General features: G+C 65.0%; 11 protein-coding genes. 4 read left to right on the plus strand and 7 right to left on the minus strand.

Annotation, left to right across the window (positions count from 1 at the left end):
* Nucleotides 1–42: 42 nt before the first annotated feature.
* Complete coding sequence (locus BMY71_RS18505; protein ID WP_092685694.1) at nucleotides 43–3,171, minus strand: Rne/Rng family ribonuclease; 3,129 nt, start codon at nucleotides 3,169–3,171, stop codon at nucleotides 43–45.
* 692 nt (nucleotides 3,172–3,863) lie between these two features.
* On the opposite strand from BMY71_RS18505, the gene BMY71_RS18515 reads away from it, so the two are divergent.
* From BMY71_RS18515 to prfB, 3 genes are all read left to right on the plus strand, one after another.
* Nucleotides 3,864–5,168, plus strand: a complete 1,305-nt coding sequence (locus BMY71_RS18515; protein ID WP_175557721.1) for an N-acetylmuramoyl-L-alanine amidase — start codon at nucleotides 3,864–3,866, stop codon at nucleotides 5,166–5,168.
* A gap of 210 nt (nucleotides 5,169–5,378) precedes the next feature.
* Nucleotides 5,379–7,871: a penicillin-binding protein 1A gene (locus BMY71_RS18520; protein WP_092685696.1), complete on the plus strand. Its 2,493-nt coding sequence runs from the start codon at nucleotides 5,379–5,381 to the stop codon at nucleotides 7,869–7,871.
* A 104-nt stretch (nucleotides 7,872–7,975) separates the two neighbouring features.
* A protein-coding gene (prfB, locus tag BMY71_RS18525; protein ID WP_139202679.1) for a peptide chain release factor 2 occupies nucleotides 7,976–9,107 on the plus strand; the annotation gives its coding sequence in 2 pieces (ribosomal slippage) (nucleotides 7,976–8,044 and nucleotides 8,046–9,107; 1,131 coding nt in all).
* Between the two features lie 15 nt (nucleotides 9,108–9,122).
* On the opposite strand, the gene BMY71_RS24500 is transcribed toward prfB, so the two are convergent.
* From BMY71_RS24500 to BMY71_RS18535, 3 genes are all read right to left on the minus strand, one after another.
* The gene (locus BMY71_RS24500) at nucleotides 9,123–9,761 is read right to left on the minus strand and encodes a hypothetical protein (RefSeq protein WP_139202680.1); all 639 of its coding nucleotides are present in this window, start codon (nucleotides 9,759–9,761) and stop codon (nucleotides 9,123–9,125) included.
* A 72-nt stretch (nucleotides 9,762–9,833) separates the two neighbouring features.
* Nucleotides 9,834–11,213 carry a M23 family metallopeptidase gene (locus BMY71_RS18530; protein WP_092685698.1) on the minus strand — a complete coding sequence of 460 codons (1,380 nt, stop codon included), beginning with the start codon at nucleotides 11,211–11,213 and terminating at the stop codon, nucleotides 9,834–9,836.
* Between the two features lie 88 nt (nucleotides 11,214–11,301).
* Complete coding sequence (locus BMY71_RS18535; RefSeq protein WP_092685699.1) at nucleotides 11,302–11,964, minus strand: peroxiredoxin; 663 nt, start codon at nucleotides 11,962–11,964, stop codon at nucleotides 11,302–11,304.
* 188 nt (nucleotides 11,965–12,152) lie between these two features.
* Between BMY71_RS18535 and BMY71_RS18540 the strand changes: the two genes are divergently transcribed.
* A complete protein-coding gene (locus BMY71_RS18540) occupies nucleotides 12,153–15,884 on the plus strand; it encodes a YhdP family protein (protein ID WP_092685700.1) in 3,732 nt (1,243 codons plus the stop codon).
* Between the two features lie 23 nt (nucleotides 15,885–15,907).
* On the opposite strand, the gene BMY71_RS18545 is transcribed toward BMY71_RS18540, so the two are convergent.
* The 3 genes from BMY71_RS18545 to tyrS form a co-directional block, all read right to left on the minus strand.
* Nucleotides 15,908–16,474, minus strand: coding sequence for a cytochrome b (locus BMY71_RS18545; protein ID WP_092685771.1), 567 nt, complete (start codon nucleotides 16,472–16,474; stop codon nucleotides 15,908–15,910).
* Nucleotides 16,475–16,706: 232 nt separating this feature from the next.
* Complete coding sequence (locus BMY71_RS18550) at nucleotides 16,707–17,927, minus strand: MFS transporter (protein WP_092685701.1); 1,221 nt, start codon at nucleotides 17,925–17,927, stop codon at nucleotides 16,707–16,709.
* Between the two features lie 78 nt (nucleotides 17,928–18,005).
* A complete protein-coding gene (gene tyrS / locus BMY71_RS18555; RefSeq protein WP_092685702.1) occupies nucleotides 18,006–19,262 on the minus strand; it encodes a tyrosine--tRNA ligase in 1,257 nt (418 codons plus the stop codon).
* Nucleotides 19,263–19,307 lie beyond the last annotated feature (45 nt).

Consider the following 19,307-nt stretch of genomic DNA (forward strand, 5'->3'; position numbering starts at 1 on the left):
TGATGGCCGGGCGGTTCTTTTTTTTGGGGGTGATTGGAGCGGTTAGCTTCCGCCACCGAAGCGGCGGGACCACCAGCCAGCGCGGCGCGGCGCTTCCTGCGTGGACTCGTCCGCCGCCTGTGGCACCGGGGCAGGGGCCGCAGGCTCGGGCTGCGGGGCCGATTCGGCCGCCGGCGGCATCGAGACTTCCGGCTTCGGCTCGGTCGAACCGAAATTCACCTTCTCGCGGACGGTGGAGCGGCGACGTGCGGCCCTTTCGGCCGCAGCATCGTCCTGGGCCTGAGCGGACGAAACCGGCTCGCTCTGCGGAGCCGCACTCTGCGGAGCCGCAGGCTCGGCCTTTTCCGGTTCGCTCACGGTGACGGGCGCAGCTGCGACCGACTCGGCAACCGAATGATCATCATCATCGTCTGCATCAGGCTCGTGCCGCTTGCCCAGCAACTGCTCGCCTGACGATGCGCCGTCCATATCGGCGACGGCGTCGGCAGCCTCCGAGGTCTCCAACTCGCCGAGTTCGTCGGAAATCGAGCCGGATGCGCCGTCCTCGAGGCCGCCTTCCGCAGCGCCGCGCCGGCGGCGACCGCCGCGGCGGCCACGGCGACGCGGACGACGTTCGCCGGCCTGATCGGCGCGTGCTTCGCCTTCGCCCTCGGCGCTGTCTTCGCCGTCTTCGCTATCGTCCTCGGCAGCGGCTTCCGCGCCCTCGGCAACGAGCGCAGCTTCGCCATCCTCGCGCGGCGCGCCCGCGTCACGGGCCTCGCCGGTGCGCGGCCGGCGGCGGCGGCGGCGCTTGCGCTTGCGGGCGTCGCCTTCGCCTTCGGCTTCGATGCTGTCGCCGGCCGACTCGCCGGTCAGGCCGACGGTTTCGTCGGTCTCGATCTCGGCTTCGAACTCGTAGCTCTCGTCGTCCTCATACGGCAATTCTTCAGGCTGCGCCGGAGCAGCCGCAACCTGCGCCGCGAGCAGCGCCTTGGCGGCTTCCAGCGTGTGGACCTGCTCGCCGCGATCGATCACGAACGACTGCTGTCCGGTCACGGTGGAGTCAGCCATCACCGACAGCGTCACCTTGAAGCCGGTCTCGAGGTCGCGAAGGTGGCCGCGCTTCTGGTTGAGGACGTAGAGCGCGACGTCGTTGCGGGTGCGCACGATCAGATTGTGGGTCGCGCCCTTCATCAGGATCTCTTCAAGGCCGCGCAGCAATTGCAGCGCCACCGAGGAGACTGAGCGAACGTGGCCGCTTCCGCCGCAATGCGCGCAGGGCTCGGTTGAACTCTCGAGCACGCTTGCGCGAATCCGCTGGCGCGACATTTCGAGCAGGCCGAAATGCGAGATGCGTCCGACCTGGATGCGGGCGCGATCCTGCCGCAGGCAGTCGCTGAGCTTGCGCTCGACTGCGCGGTTGTTGCGCTTCTCGTCCATGTCGATGAAGTCGATGACGATCAGGCCGGCGAGGTCACGCAACCGGAGCTGCCGCGCGACTTCTTCGGCGGCCTCCATGTTGGTCTTGAGCGCGGTATCCTCGATATGGTGCTCGCGGGTCGAGCGGCCGGAATTGACGTCGATCGAGACCAGCGCTTCGGTCTGGTTGAGGACAATGTAGCCGCCGGAGCGCAGTTGCACGGTCGGCGAGAACATCGCGTCGAGCTGACTCTCCACCCCCATCCGCGAGAACAGCGGCTGGCCGTCGCGATACAGCTTCACCGCGCGGACGTTGGAGGGCATCAGCATGTGCATGAAGTCGCGCGCTTCCTGATAGCCGGGCTCGCCCGCCACCTGGATTTCGTCGATTTCCTTGTTGTAGAGGTCGCGCAGCGAGCGCTTGATCAACGAGCCTTCCTCGTAGACCAGCGTCGGCGCCTGCGATTTCAGGGTGACGTCGCGGACCGTCTCCCACATCCGGATCAGATATTCGAAGTCGCGCTTGATCTCCGGCTTGGTGCGCGCGGCGCCAGCGGTGCGCAGGATGATGCCCATGCCTTCCGGCACGTCGAGGTCCTGCACCACTTCCTTCAGGCGCGAGCGATCCTGCGCCGAGGTGATCTTGCGGCTGATGCCGCCGCCGCGCGCGGTGTTCGGCATCAGCACGGCGTAGCGTCCGGCCAGCGACAGATAGGTGGTCAGCGCCGCGCCCTTGTTGCCGCGCTCTTCCTTGACCACCTGCACCAGCATCACCTGGCGGCGCTTGATGACTTCCTGAATTTTGTACTGGCGGCGGGGCCGGAAAGCGCGCTCCGGAACTTCTTCCAGCACGTCGTCGCCACCAACGGATTCGACGATGTCTTCTTCGGCCTCGTCGTCGTCCTCGTCGTCCGCTTCGTCGTCGCCTTCGGAGTCGGCGTCGCTGTCGATCAGATCGTCACCGGCGTCATGGTCGTGCTCGTCGTCGTGATGCTCGGCGCTGACGGTCTCCGCGATCGGGAACGGCGCATCCTCGGCGTAGCCGCCCTGGTCTTCGGAGCCGCGCTCATCGGAATCGGTTTCCGGCGCGATCGGAGCGGAGGAGGTCAGCGGCGGAGCGTCGGGCGCGGCCTCGGCGACGATGCTCGGCGCAGCCGCCGGCTCATCGTGCCCGTGATCGCCCGCGTCGGCATGGTTTTCCTGGTGGTCGGGACCGCCGTGGGCGTGATCGCCCTCTGCGTCGGACGACGAGGCCTGAGGCGCGTAGCCGGACTCGTGCTCCACCAGCTCGTGCATCGGCCGTTCGTGGTCGGGATGCGCTTGTCCGTCGTGGTGATGGTCAGCGGAATCGACGTGCGGCTGATCGGCCGACGCGTCGACGATCTCGCTCTGCACCCGCTCGCCATTGCCGCGGCGGCGGTGGCTGCGATGCCTTGAACGGCGTCGGGTGGAGCGCTGCTCGCTCTCTTCCTCGGCCTCGCGATGGGCGCGCTCGTCCGCCTCGATCAGAGCCTGACGGTCTGCAACCGGGATCTGATAGTAATCGGGATGGATTTCGCTGAAGGCGAGGAAGCCGTGACGATTGCCGCCGTACTCGATGAAGGCGGCCTGCAGCGACGGCTCGACCCGGGTGACTTTGGCGAGGTAGATGTTGCCGCGCAGTTGTTTGCGCTGGGCAGTCTCGAAATCAAACTCTTCGACGCGGTTGCCGCGGACCACGACCACCCGGGTCTCTTCCGGGTGGGTGGCGTCGATCAGCATCTTGTTGGGCATTTTTCAACTCTTGGCGGCGGAATACGCGCGTGACGGCCGGCGCTAGGGGCGCGGTCGGGGTACGCGACGGTCCACCTGATTCGGGGGTGAGGGGAAGGCCGAAACGCACTTCACCGCGGCGTGCCGGTTTCGAACCCGAGGCGGTGCGCGTGGCGAAGCTGTCGCTTCGCGGCGGCGCGGCCTTTGCGTGGGTCCGGTTCGGCATCGCAATATGGCGCATCAAGCGTCGGCCCGTCTGAACGAGTGGCGGCAAAGTGTCCGCCTTGTCATCTTGCTGAAGGACCGGCGCCGCGCCGAAGCGCTCACCGGCAATAATCATCCGACCTGGAGGCCGAATTGGTCGGTCATGAAGAGTCTGAACCGTCCCTGGTACAAGAAGGCCCGGGGACGCCGCTCGGGCTGAACCGACGCTCCTGCCTGGCCGCGCACTGCGCTGGCTCGGAGGGGACGGAAAAACGCAAAATCCCGCTGCTCAGGTGTTGAGGGATTTGGCGCTGCGCCGAATGGCTGAACGCGACACAACCGGAAGATTAGACCGTCAGCACTCGATACATACGTGGATTGGGTCGCGCTTGCAAGGAGAGCGTCGCTGTCCGGCAACACCGGAATTTATTCGAATCGCGCCCCTTAAGGCGCGATTAACCACGCAGTTCTATTGCGGTAAAGCAACTATGAAGAGGGGTCGGGATTCGTTGTCAGTGCGCGCAAATCATTTTGTTTTGTTCCGCGCAATCCTAGCGTGCGCTGCAGCATTGCTGTGCGCGGCGCCGACCGCAGGCGTGGCGGGGGAGGCTGTGGCAACGTCCGCTCCGGCGCCCACCAGCTTTCCGATCGCCGCTGAAGTTCGATTGGCGGGCGACGATACACAGACCCGTTTCGTTATCGATCTCGATCGGACGGTTCCGATGCGGGCTTTCGCGCTGGCGGATCCGTATCGCGTGGTGATCGATCTGCCGCAGGTCAATTTCCGGTTGCCGGCGGCGTCCGGCGGCACCGGCAGGGGCCTGATCAAGGCTTATCGCTACGGGCTGGTGATGCCGGGCGGCTCGCGCGTCGTGCTGGAATTGTCCGGTCCTGCCAAGATCACCAAGGCCGACATGCTCGAGGCCGCCAACGGTCAGCCGGCGCGGATGGTGATCGAACTTGGTTCGGTCGACCGCACGGCCTTCGTCGAGTCGTTGGGCGTCGAGAAAGGGCCGGAGCTGAGGCCGGCGATCGGCGCGGCCGACGCGACGTCCTCGGTGCCTCATCGCATCGAATCGCCGAAGCTGGATGCGGCAAAGGACGATTTGCGTCCGGTGATCGTGCTCGATCCGGGCCATGGCGGGATCGACAACGGCACCCAATCGCAGAGTGGCGTCTCCGAGAAGGCGCTGGTGCTCGAGTTCGCGCTGGCGCTGCGCGACCAGATGGAGAAGGGCGGCAAGTACCGCGTGGTGCTCACCCGCACGGATGATACGTTCATTCCGCTCAACGACCGGGTGAAGATCGCGCGCGCGCATTCCGCAGCGCTGTTCGTTTCGATTCATGCCGACGCGTTGCCGCGCGGCGAGGGCGACGCCCAGGGCGCGACGATCTACACGCTGTCCGACAAGGCGTCCGACGCCGAGGCGCAGCGCCTGGCCGATGCGGAAAACAAGGCCGACGCGATCGGCGGCGTCAACCTGACCGAGGAGCCGACCGAGGTCGCCGACATCCTGATCGACCTGGCGCAGCGGGAAACCAAGACGTTCTCGAATCGGTTCGCCCAGACCTTGATGCGTGAGATGAGGAGTGCGACCCGGCTGCATAAGCAGCCGCTGAAATCCGCCGGGTTCCGGGTGCTGAAGGCCCCAGACGTGCCGTCGGTGCTGCTCGAGCTCGGCTATGTCTCGAACAAGGGCGATCTCAAACAGCTGGTTTCGGAGCAGTGGCGGACCAAGACCGTGGGCGCGGTCGCCCTGGCGATCGATTCGTTTTTCGCCAAGCGGCTGGTCTCGGCAGGTAAGCCGGACTGAAGCTTTCCGGGTTCAAACAGCGTCGGATATCGGCCCAAGCCCTAGTTTGGCCACAGCGGAAGCACTATAAGACCCGCTCTGCAGTTCGCGATTTCGGTTGGAATTGAGGCCGGCCCGGCGGCGATGATCGCCGGGTTGCGGACGGAGCCAATCTCGTTCAAGGGACATTTCGCCGCGTCACGCGGTCCTCGGTGAAACGGAACACAACTGATGCGATTGCTGCTGCGGTTTTTCGGCTTTCTGTTCGCAGCCGGGACGATCGTGTTTCTGGTCGGCGTCGCCGGCGCGGCCGGGATGATCTGGCACTTCTCCAAGGACTTGCCCGACTACTCTCAGCTCCAGGATTATGAGCCGCCGGTGATGACACGCGTCCACGCGTCGGACGGATCGCTGCTCGGCGAATACTCCAAGGAGCGGCGGCTGTATCTGCCGATTCAGGCCGTGCCGAAGCCGGTGATCAACGCCTTCCTCGCCGCCGAAGACAAGAACTTCTACGAGCACGGCGGCATCGACTATTCGGGCATGGCGCGCGCCGCGATCCTGTACGCCCAGAACATCGGCTCCAACCGCCGTCCGCAGGGCGCTTCGACGATCACTCAGCAGGTCGCCAAGAACTTCCTGCTCACCAACGAGGTGTCCTTTACCCGTAAGATCAAGGAAGCCTTGCTGGCGATGCGGATCGAGCGCGCCTATTCGAAGGACCGCATCCTCGAACTGTATCTCAACGAGATCTATCTCGGTCTCGGTGCCTACGGAATCGCCGCCGCCTCGCTGGTGTATTTCGACAAGTCGGTGAACGAACTGACGGTGTCGGAGGCGGCCTATCTGGCCGCTCTGCCGAAGGCGCCCGCGGTGCTGCACCCGATCCGCAACCACGACCGCGCGGTCGAGCGTCGCAACTACGTGATCGACCGCTTGCTCGAGAACGGCTGGGTCAAGCAGGCCGACGCCGACAAGGCGCGCAAGGAGCCGCTGACCGTCACCAGCCGCAGCACCGGCGCGCACACCTTCGCCGGCGAATACTTCGCCGAGGAGGTTCGCCGCGACATCTTCGAACGCTACGGCGAGAAGAAGCTTTATGAAGGCGGGCTGTCGGTGCGCACCACGCTCGATCCCAAGCTGCAGGTCGAGGCGCGCAAGACCATGACCGCCGGCCTCGTCAAATTCGACGAGGCGCAGGGCTGGCGCGGGTCGGCGTCGAAGCTCGACATCAGCGGCGACTGGGGCGTGAAACTCGCCGACGTCAAATCACTGTCCGACATCTCGCCCTGGCGGATGGCCGTGGTGCTGGACACCTCCGATCAGTCGGCGCGGATCGGCTTCCAGCCGGGCCGTGAACTCGGCGGCGCCGTATCGAAGCAGCGCGAGACCGGGCTGATCACGCTCGACGGCGTGAAATGGGCGAAACCGGCGGCCGGCCCGCAGCGCGGCCGGACCCCCGGATCGGTCTCGCAGGTGCTGGCGGCCGGCGACATCATCTATGCCGATCCGCTGCTCGACAAGGAAGGCAAGCCGGTCGAAGGACAATACCGGCTGCGCCAGATCCCCGAAGTCTCGGGCGCGATGGTGGCGATGGACCCGTGGACCGGCCGCGTGGTGGCGATGGTCGGCGGCTTCTCGTTCGACCAGAGCCAGTTCAATCGCGCCACCCAGGCTTATCGGCAGCCCGGCTCGTCGTTCAAGCCGCTGGTGTATTCGGCGGCGATGGACAATGGCTATACGCCGTCGACCGTGGTGGTGGACGCCCCGATCGAGATCGATCAGGGCCAGGGCGCCGCCGTGTGGCGACCGGAGAACTATTCGACCGGCAAGTATTACGGCCCGCAGACCCTGCGCAACGCGCTGCAGAAGTCGCTCAACACCGTGACGGTTCGATTGGCCCAGGATGTCGGAATGCCGCTGATCGGCGAATACGCCAAGCGGTTCGGCGTCTATGACGAACTGCCGAACTATCTATCCTATGCGCTCGGCGCCGGTGAGACCACGGTGATGCGGATGGTCACCGCCTATTCGATGTTCGCCAATGGCGGGCGGCGGGTGAAGGCGACGCTGATCGACCGTATCCAGGACCGCTACGGCCGCACCATCTTCAAGCACGACGCCCGCGAATGCCGCGGCTGCGACGCGCCGGAAGGGTGGAAGAACCAGGCCGAGCCACAGCTCATCGATCGCCGCGAACAGGTGCTCGATCCGATGACGGCCTACCAGATCACGTCGATGATGGAGGGCGTGGTGCAGGCTGGCACCGCGACGGTCCTGCGTGAGGTCGGCAAGCCGATCGCAGGCAAGACCGGCACCACCAATGACGAGAAGGACGCCTGGTTCATCGGCTTCTCGCCGGATCTCGTGGTCGGCATCTATTTCGGCTACGACAAGCCGCGCAATCTCGGCCGCGGCGCCACCGGCGGCCATCTCGCGGCTCCAGTCGCCAAGGACTTCTTCAAGCTCGCGCTGGCCGACAAGCCGGCGGTGCCGTTCCGCGTGCCGGCCGGCATCAAGCTGATCCGCGTCGACGCCAAGAGCGGAATGCGCGCCGGCCCGGGCGACGGCGGCCGCACCATCCTCGAGGCGTTCAAGCCGGGCACCGCGCCGCCGGACAATTATTCGGTGATCGGCGTCGCCGACGCAGATGGCCGCCAGCAGCAGATGGCGCCGCCCGACGATCGCGGCTTCATGCGACCGGGGACAGGCGGCCTCTACTGACGGGCCGCTTGATCGGGGCGATTGCGCTTTGCCGCGCCGCCCGCTAAATCGCGTCTCACACCTTTGCGGCCACCCTTGCGGTCGCGCTGCCCATCAGAGATTCCATGCGCGCAGAAATCGAACGCCTCGTTGAAGAGATCAAGCAGTCAGTCGGGCTGCTGAGGAGGCATCTTTGACGTCGACCAGTCGACCGTCCGCCTCGCGGAGCTGAACAAGCTCGCCGAGGATCCCGACCTCTGGAACGATCCGCAGAAGGCCCAGAAGCTGATGCAGGAGCGCACCTCGCTGGAGGATGCGCTGACCGGCATCGGCAAGGTCGAGCGTGATCTCACCGACAATGTCGAGATGATCGAACTCGGCGAGGCCGAGGGCGACGACGGCGTCGTCAGCGAGGCCGAGGCGGCGCTCAAGGCGCTGAAGAAGGAAGTGGCGCGGCGCGAGCTCGAGGCGCTGCTGTCGGGCGAGGCCGACCGCTTCGACAGCTATCTCGAAGTCCACGCTGGCGCCGGCGGCACCGAGAGCCAGGACTGGGCCTCGATGCTGTTGCGGATGTACACGCGCTGGGCAGAGAAGCACGGCTTCAAGATTGAATATCTCGAAGAGTCCGAGGGCGAAGAGGCCGGCATCAAATCGGCGACGATTCAGATCTCGGGCCACAACGCCTATGGCTGGCTGAAAACCGAGGCCGGCGTGCATCGCTTGGTTCGCATCTCGCCGTTCGATTCCAATGCCCGGCGGCACACCTCGTTCTCGTCGGTGCAGATCTTCCCGGTGATCGACAATTCGATCAAGATCGACATCGCGGAATCCGACGTCCGCGTCGATACGATGCGCTCCGGCGGCGCAGGCGGCCAGCACGTCAACAAGACCGAATCCGCGGTGCGGTTGACGCATATTCCCACCGGCGTCGCGGTGGTCTGTCAGGCCGGCCGCTCGCAGCACAAGAACCGCGCCCAGGCGTGGGACATGCTGCGCGCGCGATTGTACGAGATCGAACTGAAGAAGCGCGAGGAGCAGGCCGCCGCCGATCAGGCCGCCAAGACCGAGATCGGCTGGGGCCACCAGATCCGGTCCTACGTGCTGCAGCCCTATCAGATGGTCAAGGACCTGCGCACCGGCGTGCAGACCTCCGACACCGCCGGCGTGCTCGACGGCGACCTCGACGAATTCATGGCCGCGACCCTGGCGCAGCGCGCATTCGGGACCGGGCCGGGCAGTGTCGAGGATGTGGAGTAACGGCCTCTGCGACTATTAGTTCAGCGGTTGGGCGTTTGGACCGCAACGCCATCGCTGCGCTGCAATTCGAAGGAGCGCATCCTTAAATCTAGCTGGAATGTGGTCGCCAGCCAGACGTCTGGTATCAACGTACAATGGAATGGATCGGGGGAAGGGTGACTTGGTTAGTCTCAGCTCACCTCCCTCAATTCGCGTCCCATCGATTTGATTCATTAGAATTTTCTCATCGTCTGACCACCTGGGCGCATCGAAAGTTTCATCCATGGGTCTGACAATGGTTTTCAGCGCGGTCGATGAGCCTTTCTTTTCTCCAATTCCGGCGATCAGTAGTCCGCAGAATATGCCGTCGGCTTTTGATCCCGACGTGATGTCAATGCCGGATCGATTTGGCGAGGGCTTTCCCTTCCTGTGGACATACCACGTCCCACGTTCGAGCTGCTGCTCGGCCCAATATCGAACGCCGTGAGTAGTGCAGTCACGCCAAAGGGTGGGATGGTACAAATACAGCTCAATCGCTTCGATCGGCCACTGCCTTGTGCCCCGCTCGATTTGATAGTCAAGAATGAGCGTTTGTGCCGCGCTGTAGAAACGATCGCGGATTTCGTCGAATGAATTCGAGTTTCTGAAATCAGGTAGGACGCTGTCAATATCCATGCTTCTGCACTTGGTTGGTTGTCAACTAACCCACCATTTTCCAAAAGTGCCTCTCAGTCAATTCCATTGCTACTAACCCGCCCCAGCCAGCCTCACCCCCGCGCGCAAAAACTTCTGCGGGTCGACGGCTTCGCCGTCGATGCGGGTTTCGTAGTGCAAATGCGGGCCGGTGGACCGGCCGGTGGAGCCGACTTCGCCGATCACCTGGCCGATCTGGATGCTCTGGCCGACCTTGGCGATGATCTTCGACAGGTGGCCGTAGCGGGTCGACAGGCCGTTGCCGTGGTCGATCTCGACCATCTGGCCGTAGCCGCCCTGCCAGCCGGCATTCACTACCTTGCCGATCGCGGTGGCGCGGACCGGGTCGCCGGATGAGGCGCGGAAATCGAGGCCGGTGTGCATCGCCGGGCGGCCGAGAAACGGATCGCTGCGGACGCCGAAGCCGGACGAGAATTCGACGTTGCCGATCACCGGCTTGCGATACGGCACCAGCGACAGGGCCCGGTTGAGGCGGTCGAGCTGGGCGCGGCCGAGGTTGATCCGATAGAGCTGGCGGTCGAACGAGCTGGCATTGGTCGACGGCGCCTTCAACGGCACGAACGGACCGCCGATGCCGGCGCGCGGTGCAGCGGCTTCCAGCCCGCGGGTGTCGAGGCCGAGATCGGTGAAGACGCCGCGCATCCGGCGGGCGCGGGTTTCGTAGGATTCTTCGACGGAGCCGAGCGCCGCGATCTGCCGCTTCTCGACCTGATCGAGCGACTGCTCGAGCTTGGAGAGCGCGGTGTCGAGGCCCTGCGCCTTGGCGTATTGCGTGGTCGGCAGCGCCGGCGCGGCTGCGGGAGAACGCGACTCCAGCCGCGCCTCGCGGTCCGGCGGCGCGACGAAGATCACGGTGTCGTTGATCGGCGAAGGCTTCAGCGGCCCGGCCGGCGCAGTGTCGGTCGACGGCGTCCGCGAGCTCTTGATGCTGCCGGTGACCACGACGTCGGGCAGGGTGTTCAGCGCACTGGCGCGCGACTCCAGCATGGTCTGGCGTCGCATCACCTGATCGAGCTTCTGGTCGAATTGCTCCTGATCGAGCAGCTGCCGGCTGGTAGTGCGATCGACCTTGGCGCGCAGCTCGGCGATGCGATCCTCATAGGCGTATTGCATCTCCGCCTGGCGGGCGATCAGCCTCGTCAGCACATCGTCGCGGAATGCGAAGTAAGTGGCGGTGGCCGCCGACCAGCAGCCCAGCGCAACGATGGTGCCGACCACGATCCAGAACACCACCGGCCCGATCCGGACCTGCTTGCCGGCATGGGCGATGGTGTAGCTGGAGGCCTCGGCGGGGACTTCAGGAGAAGGCCTTTGCCCCGGATGCGGGCGCTGCGCCCGGTGCGGCTGCGGCCGGCCGTAGTTCGGGGCGTGGTTGGGATGGTGTTCGGAAGGGTGACCGGAACGGTAGGACATCGATACTCCCGCGCCTGACGGAAACAGTCAGTCGGCTCAACGCGCGGGCAGATTTGACCCCCTCATGGTTAATTTTCGGAGAATGGATTCACAACAATTGCGCTGCTGCGAGGACCTGGTCGGCATGGCCGTCGACCTTCACATTTCGCCATACACGGGCGACCTTTCCGTCGCCGCCGATCAGAACCGTGCTGCGAATAACCCCTTCGAACTTGCGGCCATACAACGATTTCTCGCCCCAGGCGCCATACGCTTGGAGCATCTCATGGGTGGGGTCGGAGAGCAGCGGCGTCGCAAGGTCGTGCTTGTCGCGAAACGAATCCTGCGCCTTCACCGAATCCGCGGACACGCCGACCACTGCGGTCCCGCAGGCCTCGAACGACTGCTTGAGGCGGGTGAAGTCGATCGCCTCCTTGGTGCAGCCCGGCGTGTTCGCGCGCGGGTAGAAGAAGATCACGAGCTTTCTGCCGGAGAAGCTTGAGAGCGTTACGGAATCGCCGCCGTCGCGGGGCAGGGTGAAGGCCGGCGCCTTGGCGCCCTCGGCGAGACCGGCGACGGTCGGGGTTGCGAGCTTCGCCGCAGTCGCTTTGCCGGGGGCTTTGGCCTTGGCCGCAGCCAATGGCTTCGCCTTTGCAGCGGCAGTCTTGCTCGCGGATGTCGCGGCGGACTTCTTGGCCGGGGCCGGAGATTTCGCCGCCGGCTTTTTCGCGGTCGCCGATTTCGGGGATTTGTCGCGCGATTGCTTGGACATACGCCTTCCTTTCGTCGCTTTCGGCGGGTCAAACAAGGGTTCGCGGAAATTGCTGCGGCACCGCTGCTGCTGGGCAAATCCGCCGGCCTCGGGATATGGTTGCAAGGATTCGGTGCCCGGGCCACTCGATTGTGAGAAGGCCGGCCAGCCCGGCGGCGAGTCAACAGTTCAACCGAGGATAGGCAGAAATGCCGCCACAGGAGCGTATCCTGCGCGTCGGCGCGCAATCCTCCCTCGGCGATCAAGCTGCGACCGAGCACGTACATCGAGAGGCTATGGCCAGCTACCCGTCGCCCCGCGATTCCGGGCAAGATTCGCAATCAGATGAACATGTAGCCAGGAATTGGCAGGACGGCGGCTGGGACCCCGAGCCCGAGGAAGCCGGCCGCCACCGTGCCCGCAAACTGCTGTCGCGCAGCAATCTCGGGTTTCATCGTGTCGATGAATCGATGCGCCGCTGGCGCCATTGGCTGACCGATGAGCCGTGGCTGAAGAGGGTTGCGATCGCCGCCGTCGTCGTCGTCTTGGTGCTGACGGCAGGCTTCGGCGGCCTATGGCTGCGGCTCGGCGCCGGGCCGATCAATCTCGATATGGCGACTCCATGGCTGGCCAACGCCATCGAGGAGAATATTGGCCACGGCAACACCGTCGAGGTCGGCGGCACTCAGATCGAACGGGAGGGCCGAATTCGCATCGCAGTGCGGATCCGCGACATCGTGGTGCGCGATCGCGACCACGTCATCGTCGCGACTGCGCCGAAGGCGGAAGTTCGGTTGTCCGGCTGGGCGCTGCTGATGGGCAAGCTGCGGGCCGAAAGCCTGCGGCTGGTCGATGCCGAACTGGCGATCCGGATCACTCCCGACGGTCAGGTCACGGTGTCGACCGGCGACACCGCGCGGCCGCTCGCCACCGGCGTCGCATCGGCCCGCAGGCCGCCGGAATTTACACTGCCGGGCCAGGCGCCGACCGCCGCGGCGCCTTCAGGCCAAGGTGACGCGGCATTGCCAGCGCCGCTCGGCAAACCGGCGACCACCGATGGCGACGACGGCATGAAGAGCTTGCTCGCCGGGCTCGACTGGCTCGACAGCCTGAGCCTCACCGGACTCGACGGCCAGAACCTCAACGAGATCGGCCTGAAGAACGGCAACCTGGTCGTCGACGACCAGCAGCGCGGCAATCGCTGGAATTTCGAGAATATCAGCCTCAGCCTGCGAAGGCCGACCCGCGGCGGCGTCGCGCTCAGCGTCGGCGAGGAGGGCGCCAAGGCCTGGTCGCTGCGAGTCCTGGTCGGCCCGGCGCAGGACGGCGTGCGCTCGGTGGAGCTGCATGCCAATCAGGTGCCGACCCGCAACATTCTGCTGGCGTTGCGGGTGAAGAATTTGACCTATGGCGCGGATTTCCCGCTGACCGGCGATCTCAAGGGCGAACTCGGCCGCGACGGCCTGCCGACCTATTTCCGCGGCAAGCTGGTCGCCGGCGCGGGCACCGTGATCGACTACGACACGCCCGACTATCCGATGGCGATCGATCAGGCGGAGTTCAATTTCGAGTGGGACGCCAACCGCCGCGTGCTGGTGGCGCCGTTGAAGGTGATCGCCGGCGCCAACCGCGTCACGCTGCTTGCGTCGGTCGAGCCGCCGAACGGCAACGCGGCTGATTGGCGACTCAACCTGTCCGGCGGGACCATCGTGCTGCCAGGCGCAGCGGACGAGGCGCCGCTGATCTTCAATCGCATCGCCGTCCGGGTTCGCTTCGACACCGACAATCGTCGGGTGCTCCTGACACAGGCCGATATCAGCAACGGCGAGATCGGCGTCGCAGGCTCCGGCAGCATCGACTACGGCGCTGAGCCGCGGCTCAAGCTCGGCTTTGCCGGCACGCCGATGTCGATTTCCGCACTGAAGCGGATGTGGCCGGTCCTGATTGTCCCGGAAGTGCGGGAATGGGTCAATGAGCGGATCGACAAGGGCTCGATCCAGAGCATCGACATTGCGGTGAACTCGCCGGTCAAGAACCTGTCGCGCCGTGGCCCACCGATCCCTGACGAAGGGCTGCTCGTCAACATCATCGGCAGCGGCGCGACGATCCATCCGGTCGACGGTATGCCGTCGGTGCGCGACGCCGACATGCGGGTTCGTGTCACCGGCCGCACCGCAACGGTCGCGGTGGCGCAGGCCAATGCCGAGAGCCCGAGTGGACGCAAGATCGCATTGTCGGACATTCTGTTCGAAGTGCCGGACATGGCGCCGAAGCCGTCGCCGTCGCGGATCAAGTTCAAACTCGACGGGCCGGTTCAGGCCGTCGCTGAAGTGCTGTCTTCGGGCCGCCTCAGCGATGTCAGCAACGTGCCGATGGACCCGAATTCGAGCAAGGGGGCGGTCAGCGCCCAGATCATGCTGGGAATGCCAATCCAGCGCCAGCTGACCAAGGCCGACACCGTCTATTCGATCAACGCCGACGTGAACGGCTTCTCCGCCGACAAGCTCGTGATGGGCCAGAAGCTCGAAGCGAACACGCTGAAGGTGATCGCCAACAACCAGGGCTATCAGGTCAAAGGCGACGTCAAAATCAACGGCCAGCCGGCGACGCTCGACTATCGCAAGCCGGCGGAGGGCGAAGCCGACGTCCGGCTGCAATCGACGCTCGATGATGCAAGCCGCGCCAAGCTCGGGCTTGATCTCGGGAGCGCCGTCACCGGCCCGGTGCCGGTCAAGCTGGCCGGCAAGATCGGCGATGGCGATCAGGAGACCAAGCTCGGCATCGACGCCGATCTCACGGCGGTCAAACTCGACAATGTGCTTCCCGGCTGGACCAAGCCGCCCGGAAAGGCGGCCCGCGCCTCCTTCAACGTGCTGCAGAAAGGCCAATCGACGCGGTTCGAGGACATCCAGGTCGAAGGCAGCGGGACCTTGATCAAGGGCGCGCTCGAAGTCGATCAGGACGGCGACCTGATCAACGCCACCTTCCCGGTGTATTCGCCGTCGGAGGGTGACAAGACCACGCTGAAGGCCGATCGCGGCCAGGACGGCGTGCTCAAGGTGGTGATGCGCGGCGACGTGTTCGACGGCCGCGGCGTCATCAAGTCGGCATTGTCGGGAACGCAGTCGGATCCGAAGAGCAAGACCAAGGGCATCGATTTCGACCTCGACCTCAAGCTCGGCGCGGTCGCCGGTTTTTACGGCGAGGCGCTACGCAGTGTCGACGTCAAGCTGGTCCGCAGGAACGGTGCGTTCCGCACCTTCAACCTCGCCGGCAAGCTCGGCCGCGACACCCCGATCACCGCCGAGCTGCGAGGCAAGAACCGCGGCCGCGAAGTGATCTATCTCGAGACCAACGACGCCGGCTCTTTCTTCCGCTTTTCCGACACCTATTCCAAGATATACGGCGGCCAGCTCGCGCTGGCGGTCGAGCCGCCGACCGTCGAGCCCCGCGAGAAGGAAGGGCTGATCAATGTTCGGGACTTCACGGTGAAGGGCGAGGCGGCGCTCGAGCGCGCTGCCGCCGGCGCTCCCGGAGGCACATCGGCGGGACTTGCATTCTCGCGGCTGCGCGCCGAATTCACTCGGCAAAACGGCCAGCTTACCGTCCGCGACGGCGTCGTGAAGGGGCCGACCATCGGCGCGACGATCGAGGGCTCGATCGACTATCCCGCCAATCAGGTCCGGATGAGCGGCACCTTCGTGCCGATGTACGGGTTGAACAACATGTTCGGGCAGATCCCGATCGTCGGCCTGTTCCTCGGCGGCGGCAGCAACGAGGGTCTGATCGGCGTGACCTATGAGGTGGTCGGAACCCCCGGCCAACCGGTGTTGCGCGTCAACCCGATCTCCGCGATGGCGCCGGGCGTGCTGCGCAAGATCTTCGAGTTCAACACCGGCCGACAGAACAACGGCGTCGATTTCCCGACGCCGCCGAACTGATTTCGAATTTCGCGCCGTAGCGCTTAGTCCTTGGCGCGCAGCCACGGCACCATGCGGCCGAGCGTGGAGTCGTGCCGAACGTACTGATGCCACAGCGCCCCGACGACGTGGATGAAGACCACGATGACCGTCGCCAGGAACAGCGGTCCATGTGCCGCGTGCAGCGCGCAGGCCACTGCCTTGTCTGCTTCGAGCAGTGGCGGGATGCCGAGCAGATCGACTCCGCGACCGGAAAACAGCGTCATTCCCAGACCGGTCGCCGGCAGGGCGAGCAGCAGCAGATATAACAGGCCGTGGCTGATCCGGGCGATCACCTTGCTGAAGCGCGGCGACGGAACCAAATCCGGTGCACCGTGGATCTTGATCCACAGAACGCGCAGCACCGCCAAACCCAGTACCAAAGTACCGATCGCCTTGTGCCAGTCGTAAAACGTGCGACGGAGCGGGTCGGCCTTGTCCAGTTCTTGCGCGTAGTTCATTGAGGCGAATAGCGCGATCACGGCGAAGAAGATCACCCAGTGAATGGTGACGGCGAGGGCGCCGTATTCACTGGGACTTTTGTCGGCAGAATCGAGGGTTGTCGTGGTCATGATGTCTCCGAAACGAAAGCGCGGCGCGAGCAGCCTAGGGTGAGCAGCTCGCCGGGCGATGGTGCCCGGCTTCGTGGCCTGGGCGATGTGATCGAGCGCAAATCCGCCGAACACATTTTGCTGATCGCAGGAGCGTGCGTGCCGCCAGCGCGAGGTCTATGCCACGCAGCGATTGCGAATTCATGACGGGAATTTGCAAGCGAGTAGCAACAGGGGCGGCAACGGCAGGCGCTCAATGGCGTTCGCGCAGCGCCGGCACCACCAGAAAGGGAATCATGCCGATCAGCACGCTGACCAGCGCGAAGCCGATCACCGGGTCATAGCTGTTGCTGAGATCGTGGATCAGGCCGCCGCACCATGAGCCGAACGCCGATCCGAGCCCGCTGCCGATTGCGATGGTGCCGTAAATCAGGCCGACCTGCTTGCCGCGAAACACCTTCATTGCGGTCGCGGTGATCAGCGGACCGCGCGAGCCGATCATGCTGCCGAAGCACAGCACAAAACCCGTCAGCAGGAAGTAATTGGGGTACCACTTCACCAGCCACAGCATCACGATTCCGGTGATCGAGATTGCGTAGCTGAACAGGATCGACGGCCGGCGCCCGATCACGCCGTCGAGCCAGCTCACGCCGAGCATGCCGACCACCAGCACGACGCCGGAGAAGCCCCAGGCGGTGGCCGCCTGCAGCGGCGGAAAGCCGGCGTCGACCAGATAGGCGACGACCTGCGGTGCGATCGCGTACATTCCGATCGCGGTGAAGAAAAACGTCGCGAACAGCGCCCAGAACGCGTGGTGACGAATCGCATTGCGCAGCGTCCAGCCGTCGTCCGCAGGATCGGCCAGCGCCGACTGCGCCAGCACCTCCGAGCCGCCGGCATAGCGGCGCCACGGCAGCACCAGCAGCGGCAGCAGCAGGACCAGCATCGCGGCGCCGAAGCTTTGATAGGCGCCGCGCCAGCCGATCTGGTCGATCAGAAGCTGCGCGATCGGCAACATCACCAGTACGCCTGCGCCGGTCGCCGAATACACCACGGCCATCGCGGTGGGCAGCCGTGGACCGAACCAGCGCCCGAGCAGAATGGAATTCGGCACATTGCCGGTGAAGGTGATGCCGAGCCCGACGCACAGGCCGATCGCGATCTGCAATTGCCAGAGCTGCTGCGCGAACGCCGCCGCCAGAAAGGCGCCGCCGAGCAGAACCATGCCGAGGGTGTAGACCGCGCGTGGCCCGGAGCGGTCGAACAGCCGGCCGACCAGCGGCGAGGCGAGGCCGCTGCACAGTGCAGACAGCGAATAGATCGACACGACCTCGGCGCGGTCCCAGCCGAAGGATTGCGAGATCGGCAGCAGAAAGACAGTGAAGCTCTCGCCGAGACCGCGTCCGAGCATCGCCAGCACAAAGCACAGGCCGAGCACGACGAGGCCGGTCCGCTGCGAAATGCGCTGATCCAAGGGGCGATCCTTCCCGGGAGACGTTGGCTCCATGGAGCGCGTTTCCGCGGGAAAGAACAGCGCCTGCGACGAATGGGGCTATGCAGGCCGCAGTAGCACGTGCTTCTTCTTGCCCATCGACAGCTTGATTACGCCGTCGGCGGTCAGATCCGCCGCGGTCAGCGCCATCTTCTCGTCGGTGACCGGAACGTCGTTGACCTTCAGCCCGCCGGCCTTGATCTGCCGCCGCGCTTCGCCGTTCGAGGCGACGAGCCCGGATTTCTCCGCGAACGCCGCCAGCACGCTGAGGCCGGCATCGAGCTCCGCCCGCGCGACGTCGACGCTCGGCAGATCCTGCGCAGTGCCGCCCTGTTCGAAGGTGGTTCGTGCGGTCGCCTCGGCCTTGTCGGCGGCGTCGCGGCCGTGCACCAGCGCGGTCGCTTCGGTGGCCAGGATCTTCTTCGCCTCGTTGATCTCGGCGCCCTGCAGCTTGGACAACCGCTCGATTTCGTCGATCGGAAGCAGCGTGAACAGCTTGAGGAAACGGCCGACGTCGGCGTCCTCGGTGTTGCGCCAGTACTGCCAGTAGTCATAGGCCGGCAGCATGTCGCCGTTCAGCCAGACCGCGCCGGCCGCGGTCTTGCCCATCTTGGCGCCGGAAGAAGTCGTCAGCAGCGGACAGGTGAGGGCGTGGAGCTGCGGCGTGCCCATGCGGCGACCGAGGTCGACGCCGGTGACGATGTTGCCCCACTGATCGGAGCCGCCCATCTGCAGATTGCAGCCGTGGCGCCGCGACAGTTCGACGTAATCGTAGGACTGCAGGATCATGTAGTTGAATTCGATGAACGACAGCTCCTGCTCGCGCTCGAGCCGCATCCTCACCGAGTCCATCGTCAACATGCGGTTGACCGAGAAGTGGCGGCCGAGGTCGCGCAGCATCTCGATGTAGTTGAGCTTGGTCAGCCAATCGGCGTTGTCGACCATCAGCGCCTTGTTGCCGTCGTCGCCGAAGGTGATGAAATTGGCGAACACCCGCTTGATCGAGACCTTGTTGGCTTCGATCTGCTCCAGGCTGAGGATCTTGCGGGTCTCGTCGCGGCCGGAAGGGTCGCCGACCCGGGTGGTGCCGCCGCCCATCAGCGCGACCGGCTTGTTGCCGGTCGCCTGCAGCCAGTGCAGCATCATGATCGACAGCAGATGACCGACATGCAGCGACGACGCGGTGCAGTCGTAACCGACATAGGCCACGACCTCGCGGCGCGACGCCAGCGCGTCCAGCGACTCGGGGTCGGAAATCTGATGGATGAAGCCCCGCTGCTGGAGCACATTCATAAAATCAGACTTAAAAGCGGTCATCTTTGTGGATCTCTTATCACTGTTATTTCACGCTCCGCGCAAATC

This window comes from Rhodopseudomonas pseudopalustris (assembly GCF_900110435.1).
Lineage (GTDB): Bacteria > Pseudomonadota > Alphaproteobacteria > Rhizobiales > Xanthobacteraceae > Rhodopseudomonas > Rhodopseudomonas pseudopalustris.

What these genes read in the sequence shown, in the direction of transcription:
- BMY71_RS18505 (WP_092685694.1), bottom strand. Translation starts at nt 3,171, where the DNA reads ATGCCCAACAAGATGCTGATCGACGCCACCCACCCGGAAGAGACCCGG.
- BMY71_RS18520 (WP_092685696.1), top strand. Translation starts at nt 5,379, where the DNA reads ATGCGATTGCTGCTGCGGTTTTTCGGCTTTCTGTTCGCAGCCGGGACG.
- BMY71_RS24500 (WP_139202680.1), bottom strand. Translation starts at nt 9,761, where the DNA reads ATGGATATTGACAGCGTCCTACCTGATTTCAGAAACTCGAATTCATTC.
- BMY71_RS18530 (WP_092685698.1), bottom strand. Translation starts at nt 11,213, where the DNA reads ATGTCCTACCGTTCCGGTCACCCTTCCGAACACCATCCCAACCACGCC.
- BMY71_RS18535 (WP_092685699.1), bottom strand. Translation starts at nt 11,964, where the DNA reads ATGTCCAAGCAATCGCGCGACAAATCCCCGAAATCGGCGACCGCGAAA.
- BMY71_RS18540 (WP_092685700.1), top strand. Translation starts at nt 12,153, where the DNA reads ATGCCGCCACAGGAGCGTATCCTGCGCGTCGGCGCGCAATCCTCCCTC.
- BMY71_RS18545 (WP_092685771.1), bottom strand. Translation starts at nt 16,474, where the DNA reads ATGACCACGACAACCCTCGATTCTGCCGACAAAAGTCCCAGTGAATAC.
- tyrS (WP_092685702.1), bottom strand. Translation starts at nt 19,262, where the DNA reads ATGACCGCTTTTAAGTCTGATTTTATGAATGTGCTCCAGCAGCGGGGC.